Annotated in this window: 19 protein-coding genes; 15 read left to right on the top strand and 4 right to left on the bottom strand. The window is 65.2% G+C overall.

Annotated features, from left to right (window positions below; all coding sequences use genetic code 11):
* Nucleotides 1-4 precede the first annotated feature (4 nt).
* Together FJ471_RS07905 and FJ471_RS07900 are read left to right on the top strand one after the other, a co-directional pair.
* Nucleotides 5-970, top strand: coding sequence for a sugar kinase (locus FJ471_RS07905; RefSeq protein WP_140802614.1), 966 nt, complete (start codon nucleotides 5-7; stop codon nucleotides 968-970).
* Nucleotides 967-1,734 carry an SDR family NAD(P)-dependent oxidoreductase gene (locus FJ471_RS07900; RefSeq protein WP_140802613.1) on the top strand — a complete coding sequence of 256 codons (768 nt, stop codon included), beginning with the start codon at nucleotides 967-969 and terminating at the stop codon, nucleotides 1,732-1,734. Before FJ471_RS07905 ends, FJ471_RS07900 begins: the two co-directional genes overlap by 4 nt.
* A gap of 65 nt (nucleotides 1,735-1,799) precedes the next feature.
* On the opposite strand, the gene hutH is transcribed toward FJ471_RS07900, so the two are convergent.
* Nucleotides 1,800-3,296, bottom strand: a complete 1,497-nt coding sequence (gene hutH / locus FJ471_RS07895) for a histidine ammonia-lyase (RefSeq protein ID WP_140802612.1) — start codon at nucleotides 3,294-3,296, stop codon at nucleotides 1,800-1,802.
* A gap of 251 nt (nucleotides 3,297-3,547) precedes the next feature.
* Here hutH and FJ471_RS07890 point away from each other — a divergent pair, with 251 nt between their 5' ends.
* The 10 genes from FJ471_RS07890 (at nucleotide 3,548) to FJ471_RS07845 (ending at nucleotide 11,766) form a co-directional block, all read left to right on the top strand.
* Nucleotides 3,548-4,045, top strand: a complete 498-nt coding sequence (locus FJ471_RS07890; protein ID WP_140802611.1) for a carboxymuconolactone decarboxylase family protein — start codon at nucleotides 3,548-3,550, stop codon at nucleotides 4,043-4,045.
* Between the two features lie 59 nt (nucleotides 4,046-4,104).
* Complete coding sequence (locus FJ471_RS07885; protein WP_210242001.1) at nucleotides 4,105-4,902, top strand: sigma-70 family RNA polymerase sigma factor; 798 nt, start codon at nucleotides 4,105-4,107, stop codon at nucleotides 4,900-4,902.
* Nucleotides 4,903-5,040: 138 nt separating this feature from the next.
* Complete coding sequence (locus tag FJ471_RS07880; protein WP_140802659.1) at nucleotides 5,041-5,259, top strand: hypothetical protein; 219 nt, start codon at nucleotides 5,041-5,043, stop codon at nucleotides 5,257-5,259.
* Between the two features lie 272 nt (nucleotides 5,260-5,531).
* Entirely contained in the window at nucleotides 5,532-6,734 is a 1,203-nt protein-coding gene (locus FJ471_RS07875; RefSeq protein WP_140802609.1) for an ABC transporter substrate-binding protein, read from the top strand.
* Nucleotides 6,735-6,816: 82 nt separating this feature from the next.
* Complete coding sequence (locus FJ471_RS07870) at nucleotides 6,817-7,683, top strand: branched-chain amino acid ABC transporter permease (protein WP_140802608.1); 867 nt, start codon at nucleotides 6,817-6,819, stop codon at nucleotides 7,681-7,683.
* Nucleotides 7,684-7,690: 7 nt separating this feature from the next.
* Entirely contained in the window at nucleotides 7,691-8,671 is a 981-nt protein-coding gene (locus FJ471_RS07865) for a branched-chain amino acid ABC transporter permease (RefSeq protein WP_140802607.1), read from the top strand.
* 3 nt (nucleotides 8,672-8,674) lie between these two features.
* Nucleotides 8,675-9,454, top strand: coding sequence for an ABC transporter ATP-binding protein (locus FJ471_RS07860; protein ID WP_140802606.1), 780 nt, complete (start codon nucleotides 8,675-8,677; stop codon nucleotides 9,452-9,454).
* Nucleotides 9,451-10,173, top strand: coding sequence for an ABC transporter ATP-binding protein (locus tag FJ471_RS07855; RefSeq protein WP_140802605.1), 723 nt, complete (start codon nucleotides 9,451-9,453; stop codon nucleotides 10,171-10,173). The genes FJ471_RS07860 and FJ471_RS07855 overlap by 4 nt, the downstream gene beginning before the upstream one ends.
* Before the next feature lie 11 nt (nucleotides 10,174-10,184).
* Complete coding sequence (locus FJ471_RS07850) at nucleotides 10,185-10,928, top strand: aspartate/glutamate racemase family protein (protein ID WP_140802604.1); 744 nt, start codon at nucleotides 10,185-10,187, stop codon at nucleotides 10,926-10,928.
* A 130-nt stretch (nucleotides 10,929-11,058) separates the two neighbouring features.
* Nucleotides 11,059-11,766 (top strand): GntR family transcriptional regulator, encoded by a 708-nt coding sequence (locus tag FJ471_RS07845; RefSeq protein ID WP_140802603.1) that lies wholly within the window; start codon nucleotides 11,059-11,061, stop codon nucleotides 11,764-11,766.
* Nucleotides 11,767-11,815: 49 nt separating this feature from the next.
* On the opposite strand, the gene FJ471_RS07840 is transcribed toward FJ471_RS07845, so the two are convergent.
* A complete protein-coding gene (locus FJ471_RS07840; RefSeq protein WP_140802602.1) occupies nucleotides 11,816-12,718 on the bottom strand; it encodes an SDR family oxidoreductase in 903 nt (300 codons plus the stop codon).
* 98 nt (nucleotides 12,719-12,816) lie between these two features.
* Between FJ471_RS07840 and FJ471_RS07835 the strand changes: the two genes are divergently transcribed.
* A complete protein-coding gene (locus FJ471_RS07835) occupies nucleotides 12,817-13,650 on the top strand; it encodes a helix-turn-helix transcriptional regulator (RefSeq protein ID WP_140802601.1) in 834 nt (277 codons plus the stop codon).
* Between the two features lie 11 nt (nucleotides 13,651-13,661).
* On the opposite strand, the gene FJ471_RS07830 is transcribed toward FJ471_RS07835, so the two are convergent.
* Entirely contained in the window at nucleotides 13,662-14,600 is a 939-nt protein-coding gene (locus tag FJ471_RS07830) for a GlxA family transcriptional regulator (RefSeq protein ID WP_140802600.1), read from the bottom strand.
* 89 nt (nucleotides 14,601-14,689) lie between these two features.
* On the opposite strand from FJ471_RS07830, the gene FJ471_RS07825 reads away from it, so the two are divergent.
* Nucleotides 14,690-15,838, top strand: a complete 1,149-nt coding sequence (locus FJ471_RS07825; RefSeq protein ID WP_140802599.1) for a DJ-1/PfpI family protein — start codon at nucleotides 14,690-14,692, stop codon at nucleotides 15,836-15,838.
* Between the two features lie 4 nt (nucleotides 15,839-15,842).
* On the opposite strand, the gene FJ471_RS07820 is transcribed toward FJ471_RS07825, so the two are convergent.
* Entirely contained in the window at nucleotides 15,843-16,787 is a 945-nt protein-coding gene (locus FJ471_RS07820) for a LysR family transcriptional regulator (protein WP_140802598.1), read from the bottom strand.
* Nucleotides 16,788-16,871: 84 nt separating this feature from the next.
* Here FJ471_RS07820 and FJ471_RS07815 point away from each other — a divergent pair, with 84 nt between their 5' ends.
* Nucleotides 16,872-17,699: a class I SAM-dependent methyltransferase gene (locus FJ471_RS07815; protein WP_140802597.1), complete on the top strand. Its 828-nt coding sequence runs from the start codon at nucleotides 16,872-16,874 to the stop codon at nucleotides 17,697-17,699.
* Nucleotides 17,700-17,764 lie beyond the last annotated feature (65 nt).

Raw genomic sequence — 17,764 nt, 5'->3', positions numbered from 1 at the left:
AGCCATGCCCCAATTCGACGTCAGCTCGATCGGCTTCTACGTCCTCGACATCCTGGGACGACCGGTCTCGCGCATCCCCGAAGGCGGCCGCGCCGACTATATCGAGGAGATCCGCATGACCGTCGCCGGCACGGCGGGCGCGACCGGCATGGACTGCGCCATCCTTGGCCTGAAGACCCGTGCCGTCACCACGCTCGGCACCGACGACATGGGTGACTGGTTCCTCGCCAAGCTGAAGAAATACGGCCTGGAGACGAGCCTCGTGCGCCGCGACGGCAGCGTCCAGACCTCGTCCACCATTTTGCCGGTGCGGCCGAACGGCGAACGTCCCGCTTTGCATGTGCCGGGCACGGCCACCTTGTTCGAAGTTGCCGATGCCGATCTCGATGCGGCGCTCGACGCGACCGTCGTCCATGTCGGCGGCACCGGCCTGTTGAAGCGCTTCGACGGCGAGCCGACCGTCAGGCTTTTGAAGCGCGCCAAGGCGCTTGGCCGCGTCACCACCTTCGATCTGATCCAGGCGACGCCGGAGACCTGGAAGCTGGTCGAGCCGTGCCTTCCTTACATCGACTATTTCGTGCCGAGCATCGATGAGGCCGGCGAGATGGCGCATGACCGCGAACCGGCCCGCGTCGCCGCCTTCTTCAAGGCGAGGGGCGTGAAGAATTGTATCCTGACGCTTGGCGCCGGCGGCGTCTATGTCTCGCCCGAACATGGCGAGGATTTTCATCTGCCGGCCTTCGAGGTCGAGGTTTTCGACACCACGGGCTGCGGCGACTCCTTCACCGCCGGCATCATCGTCGGCATCGTCAAGGGCTGGGACCTCAAGCAGTCCGCGCGCTTTGCCAGCGCGGTCGCCGCCAAGGTGGCGATGGGGCTGGGCTCCGACGGCAAACTCGTTTCATTCGACGACACGGTCGCGGCGATGAACTCGCTTCCGGTCAAGACATCAAAGGTGGAAGCAGCATGACCATTCTTCCTGAGGCGAGGGGCAAGACGGCTCTCGTGACCGGCGCGAGCCGCGGCATCGGCAGGGCGCTCGCGAAGGGGCTCGCCGAAGCGGGCTTCGACGTCGCCATCACCGATCTGCCCTCGCAGGCGGCGGAACTCGACACCACCAAGGGCGAGATCGAGGCGGCCGGCCGCAAGGCCTATGTCTACACGATGGACGTCAGCAAGAAGAAGGACATCGAAGCGACCGCGCAGGCGCTGCTCAAGGCGGCGGGCAGCATCGACGTACTGGTCAACAACGCCGGCATCCTGAAGCCCAGCCTGCTGCAGGATCTCGACGAGGCCAATTGGGACGCGCATTTCGACATCAACGCCAAGGGCGTGCTGATGATGTGCCAGGCGGTGCTGCCGCATATGCGCGCCAGGAAATCGGGCAGGGTGATCAACATCGCCTCGATCGCCGGCCGCCAGGGCGTGCCGACGCAGGGCCACTACGCCGCGACGAAGGCGGTGGTGATCACGCTCACCCGCGTGCTGGCGCAGGAGGTCGGCATGGACGGCGTTACCGTCAACGCGATCTGCCCTGGCATCATCCTGACCGAGATGGGCAAGAACAATCTTGGCAGCGAGGCGGCGATCCGCCATTGGGAGGACGTCGCCGCGCTGAAGCGCCTCGGTGCGCCGGAAGACATCATCGGACCGGTGTTGTTCTTCGCCTCGGACCTGTCGGCCTTCGTCACCGGCCAGGCGCTCAACGTCGACGGCGGCATCTACTACCATTGAGGCCGTAGCATCCCGAACGGGTGCTGCGTCGACCGGTGCGGCGGTTACGCGGGCCTCCTGGCTCGCTACAGCCGCGGCCCCGCCACCATGCGCGCGACGCGCGCCATGTCGGCGCTCATCTCGCGGTCGTCGTCGAGCGGGGCGACCAGCGCCCGCACGGCGTCATAGCTGCGCCTCGGGCCTTCGCCCATGCTGTCCAGCACGCCGCGCAGTTCCACGCCGGTGGCGGCGAAGATCAGCTCCATCGCCACCAGATAGCGCAGCCGCTCGATGATCCCTGCCGTCTTGGCCACCACGCGCGGCGCCATCGACGACTGGTCCTCGACGCCGTCCGAGATGGGGAGAGGGCTGAGCGACATCGGATTGGCGAGGTGGCGGATTTCGGCTTCGAGCGCCGCGACCGGCTTCTGCAGTTCGGCATAGCCCTGGCGGCTGCCGCCTCTGGCTGACAGGAAGCGCGGCAGCTCCGCCACCGTCGGCGACATCAGCTTCATCGAGCGGTTGGCGGTGCCGACCGCGCAATGCGCTAGCGCCTGGCCGAGGTTTTCCCAGGTCAGCGTGAAGGCGGTGAGGTCGAAATTGCCGTTGGAGACGACCCGTTCGGCTTCGGGCAGGATGACCGGATTGTCGCCGGAATGGCCGAGCTCGATCTCCGTCGCGAGCTTCGCCTGCTCATAGGCATGCAGCAGGCCACCCCATACCTGCGGCACGCAGCGGAAGCTGAGCGGATCCTGCAGGCGCCGCGCGGCGTTCTCCTGCCACAGCCCGGAGCCTGAAAGCTCCGCCCGCAGCCTTGCGCCGATCTCGACTTGGCCGAAGGCCGGCCGCGCCGCCAGCGCGTCCTGGTCGATGGCCTTGAGCGATGAGCGGAATGCCTCGTAGTTCAGCGCCACCGCCGCCAGCGACCAGTCGATCAGGCACGCAACCTCCTCGAGGGCGAGGCAGGCCGTTCCTGTGGACAGGCTGTTGGCGACGATGATGGCGTGGCCGTCCTTCTCGCGCAGGTCGAGGGGTTCGAGCCCGGCGAGCTTGAGCGCCTCGGCCGATGGCATGATCCTGCCCTGGTACTCGCTCTCGCCGTCGCCGCGCAGCGCCCGCGCCAGATGGCCGAGCGGCGCGAGATCCGCGGCGCCCACTGAGCCCCAGCTCGGAATGACCGGATGGACGCCGGCATTGAGCGCCGCGACCAGGCCCATGACGACGCCCTCGGAGGTGCCGGTGCCGCCCGTTGCCATGCCGCAGATGCGCGCGACCATCAGCGCCCGCACCGCCTCGGTCGGCAGCGACGGTCCGGCGCCCATCGAGTGGCTGAGCGGCACGCTGTGCTGGAAGGCGATAAGGTCGGCCTGCGCCAGCGGCGTGTCGACACAGGCGCCAAGCCCGGTGGTGACACCGTAGAGCGGCTTGCCGAGCTGGGTGAGGTGCTCGATGAGGGCGCGGCTGGCGCGGATGCGGCGCATGGCTTCCTCGCCGAGCACAAGCCGGGCATTGCGCCGCGCGATCTCGGCGACATCGCTTGTGCCGAGCGGCTTGGCGTCGAGGACGATCACTCTGGCTGTCATGTCCGGCGTCCATTCCCATGCGTCCCGGGCCGGTAGCCTCGGGCTGAAAGCGCACAAGATAGCCGCCATCGGCTCCGGCCATTGTCGAGAATCCGTCGTTGCGGCCGCCGTTATTTTTCGGCTGCGGCGGGCTATTTGAATCAAAACAGCGCAACTGCTCGACGGCGGCGGCGCATAAAATTTCGGCACCATGTCACATCAGACGAAACCTCGCTCGTCTTGAAGTCGGAAACAAACGAAAGGAACCGACCATGACTGTCAGACTTGACCCCCTTGCCGCCGCCCCTTCGCTGATGAAGGAGTGGCACCGCGCCTCTTTGGCCATCGCCGGCAGCCTCGATCCGGTGCTTGCCGAGCTCGTCGAGATCCGATCCTCGCAGATCAATGGCTGCGCCAACTGCATCAACATGCATTCGACCTATGCCCGCGAGCGCGGCGAGACCGAGCAGCGCATCTATCTGTTGTCGGCCTGGCGCGAGGCGCCGTGCTATACGGACCGCGAGCGCGCCGCGCTCGGCTGGACCGAGGCGCTGACCAGGATTTGCGAAGGCCATACGCATGAGGCGGCCTATGAAGCGCTGGAAGAGCATTTCTCCGAGGAGGAGCGCGTGAAGCTCACATTGATGATCAACATAATCAATGGCTGGAACCGCATCGCGGTCGGCTTCGGCGGCTTTGTCGATCCGGCGGCCATCAAGGCTGCCAATAAGGCCACCGTCCAGGCCGCCAACAAGGCGGCTGCGGCTTGACGACGGAGCCGGCTTTCACGGGCGCGGCGGCGGAATTCCAGCCGCTGCGCCCGAAGCTGATGCGGGTCGCCTACCGTATGCTTGGCTCGGTCGCCGATGCCGAGGACGTGGTGCAGGAGGCCTTCATCCGCCGGATGCGGACCGAGCGCGCCGAGGTGCGCCAGCCCGAGGCGTTCCTGCGCCGCACGGTCACGCGGCTTTGCCTCGACCAGCTCAAATCCGCGCGCCATCAGCGCGAGACCTATGTCGGCCCCTGGCTGCCGGAGCCGCTGGTGGAGGAAGACGAGGCCGACGACGTCACCTTGCCGCTGATGCTGGCGCTGGAGCGCCTGTCGCCGCTCGAGCGCGCCGCCTTCCTGCTGCATGACGTGTTTGGCCTGCAGTTCGAGGAAGTCGCGGCCGAGATCGAGCGGGACCCCGCCGCATGCCGCCAGCTTGCCGCCCGCGCGCGTGAGCATGTCCGCGAGGCGCGGCCGCGCTTCAAGGTCGAGAAGCAGCGCGGGTTGGAGATCGCCGAGGCTTTCTTCAACGCCTCGCGCAGCGGCGACATGAAAGCGCTTGGCGCGATGCTGAGCGCCGATGTCACCGCCCACGCCGACGGCGGCGGCAAGCGCCCGGCGGCGACCGAGCCGGCGCTCGGATTCGAGGCGGTCATGACGCAATACGCGGTCGTGGCGGCATGGCTGAAGGACAACCGCTCGAAGCTGGTCCGTTACGGCTTCATCAACGGCCTGCCCGGCTTTGTCACGCTGGAGGTCGATGGCGAGCTCCAGACCACGGCGCTCGACATCGAGGACGGCAGGATCACGGCGATCTACGTCATGCGCAATCCCGACAAGCTGCGACATCTGCACTAGCCGGGTCGAAAGCAGGGAAATGGGAACTTTTGCTCCGCTGGCGATTTTGGATATGCTGCAGATCCAAATTGCCAGAAGGTCGCTGCCGTGACGAAACATTTTGCAATCGCCGCGCTCACGCTTGCCGCCGCAGCCGCGATGATGGGCCCGGCTGCCGCCGGCGAGCATCGCCACCGCGTCACCGAACAGGAGCGTTATGTCCCGGCCAGCGACGACATCATCGAGACGCTGTTCGGCGGTCCGCGCTACTACGACCAGCAGATGACCAACACGGCGGCGGGCGCCTGCGCGTATCACCGCGTCGGACCGGACGCGAATGCCGTGAACGATATCAACGACCACTATTGCGGGAAGTAGGATCCCACGGGGGCCATAAGCCTCGACCCTCTTTGCGTTTATGGTCCTTACGAACTTATCCGAGTCGCTGGGGTGGCTTTCGTCGCCCGGACCAGGCCTCCTTGAATACTGATCCTGTAAGGGCTTGGCAGGTCATCGCACACATTCGGTCAAAATATTGTATACAATACTGAAGAAAGATGTTGACAATATGCCGCAGCCGGTTTCCCTTACGCTATACGCGCAGCCTACGAGCAAAACACAAAGCGCGATAACCAAGGGGAACTGTAGCTATGATCAACCGTCGCTCGACTTTGAAATCAATGGCGCTCGGCGCCGTCTCGACCCTGGCGATTGCCGCTGTCGGCATTTCGTATGCGCAGGCTGAAAACAAGGAACTGAAGATCGGTTTTGTCGGCGTCACCAGCGGTCCGGCGGCCGCCTGGGGCACCTCGAACGTGCGCTCGATGCAGACCCGCGCCGCCTGGATCAACGAGACAGGCGGCGTCAAGATTGGCAACGACACCTACAACGTCAACATCGTCACCTTCGACGACCAGAAGGATCCCAAGCGTGCCATCGCCGGCATGGAGAAAATGGCGCAGGAAGGCGTCCACTATGTCGTGGGCCCGAATGTCGATGACGGTGCTGCCGCGGTGCGCCCGGTCGCCGAGGCCAACGGCATCATTTATTTCCCCTACGCTTTCCCCAAGGCGCTCTACCAGAAGCCGGCCTCCAATGCCGTACTCGGCATGATCGCCAACTATCAGTCCGGTCCGGCGATCTACAAATACCTCAAGGAAAACAAAGGCGTGAAGAAGATCGCCTTTGTCGCCGCGAATGAGTCCGATCCGCTCAGCCAGCGTGACGGCGGCGTCGAGGCGGCCAAAGCGCTCGGCCTCGAAATCGTCGCCCAGAACGACACCTACCAGAACGACACCCGCGACTTCACGCCGGTGCTGACGCCGATCGTCGCGCTGAAGCCCGACCTGCTCGTCTTGTCCGGCGTGGCGCCGGCCAACGCGCCGCTGCTCATCCGCGCTGCCCGCGAGCTCGGCTATGAAGGCCTGATCTCGACCGAAACGGCACAGGACGCCAAGGTTCTGGAGGAAGGCGCCGGCGAATACGCCAACGGCTTCATCTCCGTCGGCGGCGCTTCCACGCCGGAGATCGCCTCCGACACGATGAAAGAGTTCGTCACCCGCTACACCAAGATGTTCGGCGAATATAACGATGAATCCAACACCAAGGTTTACGCGCTGGAATACATAATCGACACGCTGAAGGCCAATCCTGCCGCCATCAATGACGTCGCGGAATTCAAGAAGACCATGGACACCTTCACCGCGCCCAATCCCTTTCTCAAGGGGGACGCCAAGCTGGGCTATGTCGGCACGACGTCGTTCGGCCAGAAGCGCCAGCTCTCGGTGCCGATGGTGGTCAACGAATACAAGGATGGCGCTTTCCAAACCCTGTTCGTCGGCTCCGTCGACTAGCGTTACCTTCGAACGTCATTTCCTCAAGCTTGCCGCGGGGGCCGGACGATAGGCCGGACCCCGCGGAAGATCGAAGGTATCCATGGAACAGGTCATCGCCAACGGATTGTATCTCGGTGCCCAATACGCGCTGATCGCGCTGGGCCTGACCCTGATCTTCGCCCTGATGAACGTGCTCAATTTCGCCCACGGCCAGATGTATGTGCTGGGCGGGTTCATCACCTATACCATCTATGGCCAGCTCGGGCTGCCTTTCGTGGTGGCGCTGCTCGCCTCCGGCGTCACGCTCGCCGTCATCGGCGCGCTGATGGAGAAATTCCTCTTCCGCACCGTCATCAGGCGCAGCCACCGCGAGGAAAGCACCATGCTGCTCGCCGCTGCGACGGCCTTCTTCTTCGACGCCGTCATCCTGCTTCTGTTCGGCGAAAAGCAGCGCGGCGTTCCCAAGATCGTCAAGGGCGTCTTCAACGATGCCGGCATCATCATGCCCTATGACCGGCTCGTCGTCGGCGCTTTGGCCATCATCTTCATCGCCGCTTTCGTCCTTTACATGCAATACAGCCGGGTTGGCCGCGCCATGCGGGCGCTCGCCCAGGACCGCGTCGCCGCCCAGCTCATGGGCGTCCGCGTCGACCGCTACTCGATGATCGGCTTCGCCATGGGCGCTATGCTCGCGGGGGTCGTCGGTGGGCTTCTGGTCACCATCACCGGCGTCAATTCCGGCATTGGCGGGCCGATCTCGATCAAGGCCTTCCTGATGGTGATGATCGGCGGCGCCGGCGTCGTCGGCGGCGCGATCGCCGGCGGCTTCATCCTCGGCATGATGGAGTCGGTCGGCCTCACCGTGCTGCGCGAATATGGCGACGTGACCTACCTCGTCATCTTCGCCGCCCTGATGGTGTTCCTGTCGGTCCGTCCCAACGGGCTGATGGGCAAGCCGTGGGGTTGATCGCGCAATGACCCTCAATCGCAACACCAGGATCGCCGCGGTCGTCGCCTTCCTCGCGATCGTCTTTGTCGCCGTGCCGGCCGCCATCTCGTCGAGCGGCCGCTTCGACCTCTATTACACGCTGACCTCGGTGGCGCTGCTCAGCATCGCCAGCGCCGGTGTCTGGCTCACCTTCTATATCGGCCGCATCAACATCGGACAGGGCGCCTATGCGCTGATGGGCGGCTATGTCTCGGCCATACTGGTGATGAACCATGGCTGGTCGTTCTGGCTGACGCTGCCCGTCGCGGGGCTGTTCTGCGCCGCTGCCAGCGTGCTGATCGGCCTGCCGATCCTGCGCCTGCGCGGCGTCTATTTCGCCATGGTCACGCTGGTGTTGACCGAGGTGGCGCGGCTGCTCGCGCTGGCGCTGCCGATCACCAACGGAGCAAAGGGCATCGTCAGCATCCCGCTGCCCGGCGCGCTGTCGGTCTTCGGCGTCACGCTGATCCCCGATTTCGCCACGCTGCAGAATTCGCGGCTCGCCTTCTATCTGCTGGCGGTGACCGTGATGGTAGTCTGCTTCGCGGTCATGTACCGGCTGGTCAATTCGCGCATCGGCAAGCTCTGCCAGTCGCTTCAGCAGAATGAGGAGCTTGCTTCCTCGATCGGCGTCAACATCGCTTATCTGCGCGTCATCGCCTATGCCGTCTCGTCCTTCTTCGGCGGTGTTTCCGGCGCCATCTTTGCCGCCATCTCGCAGTCGATCTACCCGTCGAGCTTCACCGTCACCGATTCCGTCAACTTCATGCTGAACTGCTTCCTCGGCGGCCTGGGTTACGTGTTCGGACCGATGCTCGGCACGCTGGTGCTCTATTTCGGTTGGGACCTCCTGTTCCAGACCGGCCAGTTCCAGCTGCTCATCTATTCCGGCCTGATGATCGTCCTGATGCTGGTGCTGCCCAACGGCCTGCTCAGCCTTGCCGAAATGACCCGGAAGAAGGGTTGAGCCATGGCCGAAATGCTCGAAGTCTCCGGCCTGACAAAGCGCTTCGGCGGTCTCGTCGCGGTCAACAACGTCTCCTTCTCGGTGCGCGAGAAGGAGATCCTGTCGGTGATCGGTCCGAACGGCGCCGGCAAGTCGACTTTGTTCAAGCTGATCTCGTCGTTCCTCAAGCCCACGACGGGCGAAGTGCGGCTGAAGGGCGAACGCATATCTGGTCTTGCTCCCCATATCGCCGCCCGCAGGGGCGTGGTGCGCACCTTCCAGGAAACGACGATCTTCAGGAACATGAGCGTGCGCGACAACGTCATCATCGCGCACCATCTGCGCTCCAAGGCGAGCCTCTTCGGTTTCTTCCTCGGCACCGGCGCGGCGAAGACGGACGAAGCGGCCTTCGGCCAATCGGCCGACGAGATCCTGACACTGCTCGGCCTCTCCTCGCTCTCCAATGAGACTGCCCGCAACCTGCCGCATGGCCATTTGCGGGCGCTGGGCATCGCCATCGGCCTCGCCACCAACCCGTCCATCCTGCTGCTCGACGAGCCCTTCGCCGGCATGAACCACGACGAGACCATGCGTATGGTGGAAATGGTGCGGCGCCTGCGCGAGCGCGGCCTGACCATCCTGCTCGTCGAGCACGACATGCCGGCCGTGATGAAGATTTCGGACCGGCTCGTCGTGCTCAATTTCGGGCAGAAGATCGCCGAGGGAACGCCGTCGGAAATCCAGGCCGACGAGAAGGTGATCGAAGCCTATCTCGGCAGCGAAGACGAGGCGATCGGCCTATGAACCAGATCCTGAACTTTGCCAATGTCGAGCTCTATTACGACCACGTCTATGCGCTGAAGGGCGTCTCGCTTGAGGTCAATGAGGGCGAGACCGTCGCGCTGATCGGCGCCAACGGTGCCGGCAAGTCGTCGATCCTTCGCGCCATCACCGGCCTGCGCAAGATCAGGACTGGCGAAATCCATTATGGCGGCAAGCGCATCGACGGCGCGGCCCCCGACGAGATCGTCAAGATGGGCATCGCCATGGTGCCGGAAGGGCGCCGCGTCTTCCCCTTCATGTCGGTCAGGGACAACCTCCTGATGGGCGCCTTCACCCGCACCAGCAAGGCCGAGATCGCCGCGTCGATGGAGATGGTGCTGGGTCGCTTCCCGCGGCTGAAGGAACGCTTCTCGCAGGCTGCCGGCACGATGAGCGGCGGCGAGCAGCAGATGCTGGTCATCGGCCGCGCGCTGATGGCGAAGCCGAAGCTCCTGCTGCTCGACGAGCCGTCGCTCGGCGTCGCGCCCAAGCTCGTCCAGGACATCGCCCGCTCGATCGTCGCCATCAACCGCGACGAGAAGGTCAGCGTGCTTTTGGTCGAGCAGAATTCGCGCATGGCGCTGCGCATATCGCAGCGCGCCTATGCGCTGACCACCGGCAGTGTCGCGCTGAGCGGCAACTCCGCCGAATTGCTGACCGACGACCGGGTCAAGCGTCTTTATCTCGGCGGCGAGATCTGAGGCTGATTGGAATGCGCATTCTCGTCATCAATCCCAACACCACCCAATCGATGACCGCCAAGATCGGCGAGGCGGCAGCGAGTGTCGCCTCCGGCTCGACCCAGATCGTCGCCGTCAATCCGGCCGACGGCCCGCCGAGCATCGAAGGTTATTTCGACGAGGTCTTCGCCATTCCGGGCATCATCGCCGAGATGGGCAAGGCGCCGGCGGCCGATGCCTATGTCATCGCCTGTTTCGACGACACCGGGCTGGACGCGGCGCGCTGCGCCACCGAGGCTCCCGTCATCGGCATCGGCGAGGCGGCGTTCCATATGGCGAGCCTCGTCGCCGGCAAGTTCAGCGTCGTCACCACGCTTGCCCGTTCGGTTCCGGCGATCGAGCACAATCTGGCGAAATACGGCCTCGCGTCGCGCTGCGCCAAGGTGCGCTCGTCGGACGTCGCCGTGCTCGAGCTCGAACGTCCGGGCTCGAATGCAAGACACCGGATCTCGCAGGAGATCGCGCGCGCCATCAGCGAGGACAGGGCCGAAGCGATCGTGCTTGGCTGTGCCGGCATGGCCGACCTTGCGCACAGCCTGTCCGAGGAGCACGGCGTTCCGGTGCTGGACGGCGTCGTCTGCGCCGTCACGCTGGCCGAGAGCCTGTTCAAGGTCGGCTTGAAGACATCGAAGATCGGCGGCTATGCGGCTCCGCGCGGCAAGCGGTTCGCCGGCATGTTCGCACCGCTGTCGCCCACGCAAGCCGAGATCGTCTAGGCGGCTTCATGCCGCCGGACGGCCGGCGCCGGACAGGTGGGATTGACCGCCGCGCGAGCGATACTAGATTGGACGGGCTGCCGGCGATTTGGGGGCAGATCGGGCCATTTCGGGCCTGCGCATTGAAAGTATGTTGACGGTACTCAGGGAAGAAGATCGAGACGACAAGCCGGCGGCGCGCTGGTCGCCGATCTATTATGGGTTGAGGGATGCCATCGTCAGCCATCGTCTCGCGCCAGGCACCAAGCTGCCGGAGGACGAACTGGCCTCGATCTATTCGGTGAGCCGCACCGTCGTTCGCTCCGCCTTGCAGGCGCTCGCGCATGACCGGCTGGCCCGGCTGGAGCCAAATCGCGGCGCCTTCGTCGCGCAGCCCTCGAAGACCGAGGCGCGGGAAGTGTTCGAGGCGAGGGCGCTGATCGAACCCAAGGTGGCAGCACTTGCCGCCAGGACGGCGGTGCCGTCAGACATCGTGCAATTGCGGGCGCATCTGGAGAAGGAGCACGAGGCGCTGCATGACGGCCGCGACAGCGACGCCATCATGCTGTCGGCGCGCTTCCATGTCGGCATTGCCGAGATCGCGGCGCATTCGGTGTTCACCAATTTCGTGCGCGACCTCGTCTCGCACTCCTCGCTGATCATCGCGCTCTACTGGAAGCGCCGCGACGCCACCTGCGAAAAGCATGCCCATCACGCCCTGGTCGATGCGATCGAGGCCGGCGACAGCGCCGACGCGGCCGCCCTGATGAACAGCCATCTGGTCGACCTTTTGTCGGGACTGGATCTCACCGACAAGGTCGAGAAGTCGGACAGCCTGGCGGATTTGCTGCGCGCTTAGGAACATGAGGCGGTTCAGCTGGATCGCCGAACCGCCAAGAGACATGGCGCTAAGCCGCGGCGGCTTGCGAATAATCCATCCGCTCGAGGTCGGCGATGAGGCCAGGTCCGGTCGGCTGCCAGCCGAGATGCGCACGCGTCCATTCGCTGGACGCTGGCATGTCGAGGCCCGCGAAGATGGAAAGCCATCCGAAATGGTCCGCCGCTTCTTCCTGCGACAGCGAGACCACCGGCACGTTGAGGCCGGCGCCGATCACTTCCGCGATCTCGCGCATGGCAATGCCTTCCTCGGCGACGGCGTTGTAGCGCACGCCGGCTTCCTGCTTGTCCAGCGCCAGGCGGTAGAGCTTCGCGACATCCAGCACATGCGCCGACGACCAACGGTTGCGGCCCTCGCCAAGATAGGCCGACACGCCCTTGGCGCGCGTCTGCGCGATCAGTGGCGTGATCAGCCCCTGCTTCACCGTGTCATGCACCTGCGGCAGCCGCACCACCGATACTTTGACGCCCTTCTCGGCCATCGCCGCGCCGGTAAGCTCGGACAGGATGCGCGGGTTGCGATGTTCGGTGTTGAAGACGTCTTCCTTCGCCGGCTCTCCATGTTCGCCAGAGCCCATGCCGACACCCGACGTGATGATCAACAGCCGGTCCGAGCCGGCGAGCGCTCCGCCCAGCGCTTCGATGACGCGCTTGTCCTTCTCGCAATTCGCCACGAAATTCGAGAAATTGTGGTCGAAGGCGGTGTGGATCACCGCATCCGACTTCGACGCGCCGTCGCGCAGGCTGTCGAGGTCTTCGATGTCGCCGCGATGCGGCTCGGCGCCGGCGGCGGCAAGCGCGCGCGCGCCTGCGTCGGAGCGGGTCAGGCCGAGCACCTGATGGCCGGCTGCAAGAAGTTCAGGCACGATCCTGGAACCGATGAAGCCGGTCGCGCCGGTAAGGAATACACGCATGGGAGGTCTCCTGTGGTTGTTCGGAGGCCTTATTTGCGCTATAAATCATCCTGTTAAAGTAGTGACCTTATCATGGTATAATAGTCAACAGGATCACCATGCCTGCGCAGACCGTCAACCAGCTCGGCAATTTCCTGCGCGATCGCCGCATGCGCCTCGATCCGGCCACGTTCGGCTTCGCCACGGGGCGGCGGCGCACCCAAGGGCTGCGCCGCGAGGAGGTGGCGCAGCGCGCCAATATCAGCCCGACCTGGTACACCTGGCTGGAGCAGGGGCGGGGCGGCGCTCCGTCCGCCGATGTGCTGAACCGCATTGCGACGGGATTGATGCTGACCGAGCCCGAACGCGAGCATCTGTTCATGCTGGGGCTCGGCCGGCCGCCGGAAGTCCGCTACAGAAACGTCGACAGCGTGACGCCGCGTCTGCAACGCGTCCTTGACGCCTTGGACCCCAGCCCTGCGATCATCAAGACCGCAACCTGGGACGTGGTCGCCTGGAATCGCGCCGCGGCCGCGATGCTGACCGACTATTCCAAGCTGCCGCGCGAGCAGCGCAACATCCTGCGCCTGATGTTCGGCAATCCCCGCGTGCGCGACGCGCAGGACGATTGGCAGAGTGTCGCGCGCTTCGTGGTCGGATCCTTCAGGGCGGATGCCACGCGGGCAGGCGCAGGCGCGGAAATCACCCAGCTCGTCGAGGAGCTTTGCCGGATCAGTCCGGAATTCGAGGCGCTCTGGCGCGACAATGACATCGTTCCGGCCCATGGCGAGGGCGTGAAGCGCCTGCGGCATCCCGATATCGGACTGATCGAGCTGGAGTTCTCGGTCTTCGCGGTCGACGGACGCCCCGAGCTCGGCATGATCGTCTACAACCCCGCGACGCCTGCTGACGCCGAGCGCATCCAAGCGCTGATAGCGTCTCGCTCCGGCTGACGCCGTGCTTCTCAGGGCCTCACAGCCGCGCGCCTCAACGCCTGCGGCGGTTGGCCGAAGCTCCTCATGAAAGCACGGCGCATGCGCCCGGCGTCGCCGAAGCCGCTAGCCTCGGCGATATGATCCAGCGGCGCGCTGCTGGTTTCCACCGCCATGCGCGCGGCCTCGAGGCGCAGCCGCTCGACGGCCTTGGCCGGTGTGGCGCCGGTCTCCGTGGTGAAAGCGCGGGCGAAATGCCTTGGGCTCATCGCAGCGCGGTCGGCGAGGCGCTCGACGGTTAAAGGCTCGGCCAACCTTGCGCGCATCCATTCGATCAGCTCGACGAAGCGGCCTGACCGTCCGCCGAATTCCACAAGCCCTGAAAATTGCGACTGCCCACCAGGCCGGCGCTGATGGACGACGAGCTGCTGCGCGGTCCGGCGCGCGATCGCCGGGCCGAGATCGTCCTCGATCAGCGCCAGCGCCAGGTCTATGCCGGCGGAGATCCCGGCCGATGTCCACACGCCGTCGTCCTGGATGAAGATGCGCTCGGCATCGAGCTTCACCTTCGGGTAGCGGCGGGCGAAATCGTCGGTGCTCCACCAATGCGTGGTGGCGCTGCGTCCGTCGAGCAGCCCTGCCTCCGCCAGCAGATAGGCGCCGGTGCACACGCTTGCCGTCCGGCGCACTTCTGCCAGCCGCAGCCACACCACGATCTCCTGGGCCGCGGCCATCGAACGGATGATCTCGCCGCCGGAAATGACGGCCGTGTCGAGCGTCCCGGCATCGGAAAGAGGTCGTGCCGCCAACCGCATGCCGGACGAACTCTCGACCTCGCCGCCGCCTGGCGCCAGCATATCCAGCCTGTAGCTGCCGGGCTGATAGTGCTCGGCCAGCTCGAAGGCCGCCGCGGGGCCGGCGACGTCCAGCAACTGGAAACCCGGATGGATGATGATGCCTATCGCCCGCATGGCAGTTTTTGCCCGATATATGTCATTTCGGCCAAAACCTAACGGAGCTAGGTTGCCGGTCAAGCGTTAAAGACTGGAAGGACCAAGCCATGAGCCTGCGTGTCGTGTTGTGGAGCGTCCTCGGCGTCCTGCTGATTTTCGCGGTGGTCGGCGCCGGCTGGCTGCTTTCGCTGCCTTCCGCGTCGCTGGCCGCGGTGCAGCCGGCGATTGACGCCAGGGAAGCCGAGGCCACACTCGCGGCGCTGAAGCCGAAACGGCCTCGCCCGCTGATCGCGATTATCGGCGTCAATGACGGCACCGAGACCACCGATTATCTGATGCCATACGGCATCCTGCGCCGCGCCGACGTCGCGGATGTCGTCGCGCTGGCGACACGGCCGGGACCGGTTCAACTGCACCCGGCCCTACGCGTCGAACCGGATGCGACGACGGCGGCCTTCGACGCCCAGCATCCGGAAGGCGCCGACTACGTCATCGTTCCCGCCATGATGCGCGACGACGATCCGGACGTGTTGAAATGGATCAGGGCGCAGTCGGCCAAGGGGGCCATGGTGATCGGCGTCTGCGTCGGCGCCACGGTGGTGGGCGCCAGCGGCTTGCTCGATGGCAAGCGTGCGACGACGCATTGGTATTCGCTGAAGGAATTGCGCCAGAAACATCCGACGATCCGCTATGTCGCCGACCGTCGCTACGTCGTCGACGGGAATGTCGCGACCACCACCGGCATCACCGCGTCGATGCCGATGATGCTGACCTTGATCGAGGCGATTGCGGGCCATGAGAAAGCCGAAGCCGTCGCCCGCGATCTCGGCCTTGACCATTGGGACGCGCGCCATGACAGCGGCGCCTTCAAATTCACCCGGCCTTTCGCGCTGACGGCGATCGGCAACACGCTCGCTTTCTTCAACCACGAGCAACTCGGCATCCCGCTGACGCCGGGCATGGACGAGGTGTCGCTGGCGCTTGCGGCGGACGCATGGTCGCGAACCTTTCGTTCCGGCGCGGTCACCTTTGCCGCGAAGGATGGCGCCGTCGTCAGTCGCGAAGGCATCCGCATCCTGCCTGATCGGGTCGCAGCCGACTGGCCGGTGGATCGCAAGGTGCAGGCCATGGTGGACGTGCCGCCGGCAAAGGCCCTGGATCGGACGCTCGATAATATCACGGCGCGCTACGGCGCACGCACCACGGATTTCGTCGCCATGCAGCTCGAATATCCGCGAACACAGCCGACGCCATGAGACGTCAATTTTGCTTCTGCCCGCTCGGTCGCTTCGGGGCGCCGGCCGGTTGCCTGATGTGGTCGATGAAGGCGCGCAATTTGGGGAGCACCTGGTGCCGTTCCGGGTAATAGAGGAAAACGCCCGGCGTGGTCACCGCGAAGCGGCCGAGCAGCGCCTGCAGGCGTCCATCGGCGATCGGCGCTTCGGCGATCGGACCGGGCACCTGGGCCAGCCCGACACCCTGGATCGCCGCGCCGAGCAGCGACGGATAGTCATGCGCGATCAGCGGTCCCGAGACGATTGCCTCTATCGTCTTGTTGCCGTCGATGAAGGACCAGGGCGCAACCGAGCCGTTCGAGCGGCGCAGGCGCAGGCAGGCGTGGTCGCGCAGGTCCTCGATGCGCTCAGGCGTGGCGCGCCGGCGCAGATAATCGGGACTGCCGACGACCATCATCGGGAAGGACGGCGTCAGCCGGATCGCGACCATGTCGGGCGCGATCAGATCGCCCATGCGGATGCCGGCGTCGAATCCTTCGGCGGCGAGATCGGCCAACTCGCCGCTGGCGACGATCTCCAGCTCGATCTCGGGATAGGCCTGGCAGAAGGAGGCGATCATCGGCTCCAGCAGCATCGGCACGACGGCCGGCGGCACTGAAAGGCGCAACAGCCCGGCTGGCCGCTGGCCAATCCCGCGCGCGATCTCGCTCGCGGCGATCAACTCCTCGAAGGCAGGCCGAGCGCGGGCGAAAAAGCGCTCACCCGCTTCCGTCAGGCCGACGCTGCGCGTCGTGCGGATAAAGAGCGCAGCACCGATGCGCGCCTCGAGCGTGCGTATCGCCTGGCTGATCGCTGACGGCGTGACGGCAAGCTCGGCCGCCGCCTTGCGGAAATTGCGGTGCCTGGCGACGCTCAAGAATGCTTCGACGCCGTCGAGGGCGCCATGCCTGACTGTGAAGTTCTGCTTCATGACCCGTCGACATTATCGCGGATAGTCGCTCGCAGAAAGCCGCCATATCTCTTGCGTGACCTGGAACATCAAAGGGAAGTGGCAATGACCGATGAACTGGACCGCGTGCGCGATCACTATCGCGCAACAGGATTGACCGATCGATTGAGGACCGCGCTGGCGGTCTTCGGCCCTGAGGAAGGGCGGTTGAAGCCCGAGCAACTGGCGACGCTCGACCAGTTCCACACCCGCGGGCTGGTCGCGACAGCGGAACTCGCCAATCTCGCCGCCATTACCGCCGGCATGTCGGTGCTCGACGTCGGATCGGGCGTTGGCGGGCCGGCTCGCTTCCTCGAGGCGACCTATGGCTGCAAGGTAACCGGCGTCGACCTCAGCGCCCCCTTTGTCGAGGCCGCGCGCTATCTGACCGCGCGAACCGGGCAGGACGGCAAAGTGTCGTTCGAAACCGGCAGCGCGCTGGCGCTTCCCTTCAAGGACGGCATGTTCGACGCCGCGCTTTTGCAGCATGTGGCGATGAACATAACCGACCGGCCGCTGCTCTACCGCGAGATCAGGCGCGTGCTGAAGCCGGGTGGAAAATTCGCGACCTTCGACGTCGTGCTCAACGGCGGCGACCCACACTATCCGGTGCCTTGGGCAAGGACGCCGGGTGAAAGCTTTCTGCTGCCGGCCGACGCGACCTGCGAAGCGATCGAAGCCGCCGGCTTCGGCACGCTCGTCCGCCGCGACGACACGGCTGCCGCCAAGGCCTGGTTTGCCGAGTTCCGCGCCTCCGGGCCGCCGCCTTCGCTCAATCTCGGCGTCGTCATGGGGCAGGGTTTCGCCGAATTCGCCACCAATCTCGGACGCAATCTGATGGAGGGACGGCTGGGCATCCTGACGGCGGTGTTCGAGGCCGTTCCGGTCAACTGAGCAATTCCAGGAAAAGTGTTCAGCGGTTTTCCGTCCGGAATTGCGAAAACTAACATTGAGGGAGG

The organism is Mesorhizobium sp. B2-7-1 (assembly GCF_006440735.1).
In the GTDB taxonomy this organism is placed as follows: Bacteria; Pseudomonadota; Alphaproteobacteria; order Rhizobiales; family Rhizobiaceae; genus Mesorhizobium.
Note: the sequence above shows the minus strand (reverse complement) of the source record. Positions and strands in the feature narration are given on the sequence as shown.

Bases quoted from the DNA above. Each gene is read 5' to 3' on its own strand.
- FJ471_RS07905 (WP_140802614.1), top strand. From the start codon at position 5: ATGCCCCAATTCGACGTCAGCTCGATCGGCTTCTACGTCCTCGACATC.
- FJ471_RS07900 (WP_140802613.1), top strand. From the start codon at position 967: ATGACCATTCTTCCTGAGGCGAGGGGCAAGACGGCTCTCGTGACCGGC.
- hutH (WP_140802612.1), bottom strand. From the start codon at position 3,296: ATGACAGCCAGAGTGATCGTCCTCGACGCCAAGCCGCTCGGCACAAGC.
- FJ471_RS07890 (WP_140802611.1), top strand. From the start codon at position 3,548: ATGACTGTCAGACTTGACCCCCTTGCCGCCGCCCCTTCGCTGATGAAG.
- FJ471_RS07885 (WP_210242001.1), top strand. From the start codon at position 4,105: ATGCGGGTCGCCTACCGTATGCTTGGCTCGGTCGCCGATGCCGAGGAC.
- FJ471_RS07880 (WP_140802659.1), top strand. From the start codon at position 5,041: ATGATGGGCCCGGCTGCCGCCGGCGAGCATCGCCACCGCGTCACCGAA.
- FJ471_RS07875 (WP_140802609.1), top strand. From the start codon at position 5,532: ATGATCAACCGTCGCTCGACTTTGAAATCAATGGCGCTCGGCGCCGTC.
- FJ471_RS07870 (WP_140802608.1), top strand. From the start codon at position 6,817: ATGGAACAGGTCATCGCCAACGGATTGTATCTCGGTGCCCAATACGCG.
- FJ471_RS07865 (WP_140802607.1), top strand. From the start codon at position 7,691: ATGACCCTCAATCGCAACACCAGGATCGCCGCGGTCGTCGCCTTCCTC.
- FJ471_RS07860 (WP_140802606.1), top strand. From the start codon at position 8,675: ATGGCCGAAATGCTCGAAGTCTCCGGCCTGACAAAGCGCTTCGGCGGT.
- FJ471_RS07855 (WP_140802605.1), top strand. From the start codon at position 9,451: ATGAACCAGATCCTGAACTTTGCCAATGTCGAGCTCTATTACGACCAC.
- FJ471_RS07850 (WP_140802604.1), top strand. From the start codon at position 10,185: ATGCGCATTCTCGTCATCAATCCCAACACCACCCAATCGATGACCGCC.
- FJ471_RS07845 (WP_140802603.1), top strand. From the start codon at position 11,059: ATGTTGACGGTACTCAGGGAAGAAGATCGAGACGACAAGCCGGCGGCG.
- FJ471_RS07840 (WP_140802602.1), bottom strand. From the start codon at position 12,718: ATGCGTGTATTCCTTACCGGCGCGACCGGCTTCATCGGTTCCAGGATC.
- FJ471_RS07835 (WP_140802601.1), top strand. From the start codon at position 12,817: ATGCCTGCGCAGACCGTCAACCAGCTCGGCAATTTCCTGCGCGATCGC.
- FJ471_RS07830 (WP_140802600.1), bottom strand. From the start codon at position 14,600: ATGCGGGCGATAGGCATCATCATCCATCCGGGTTTCCAGTTGCTGGAC.
- FJ471_RS07825 (WP_140802599.1), top strand. From the start codon at position 14,690: ATGAGCCTGCGTGTCGTGTTGTGGAGCGTCCTCGGCGTCCTGCTGATT.
- FJ471_RS07820 (WP_140802598.1), bottom strand. From the start codon at position 16,787: ATGAAGCAGAACTTCACAGTCAGGCATGGCGCCCTCGACGGCGTCGAA.
- FJ471_RS07815 (WP_140802597.1), top strand. From the start codon at position 16,872: ATGACCGATGAACTGGACCGCGTGCGCGATCACTATCGCGCAACAGGA.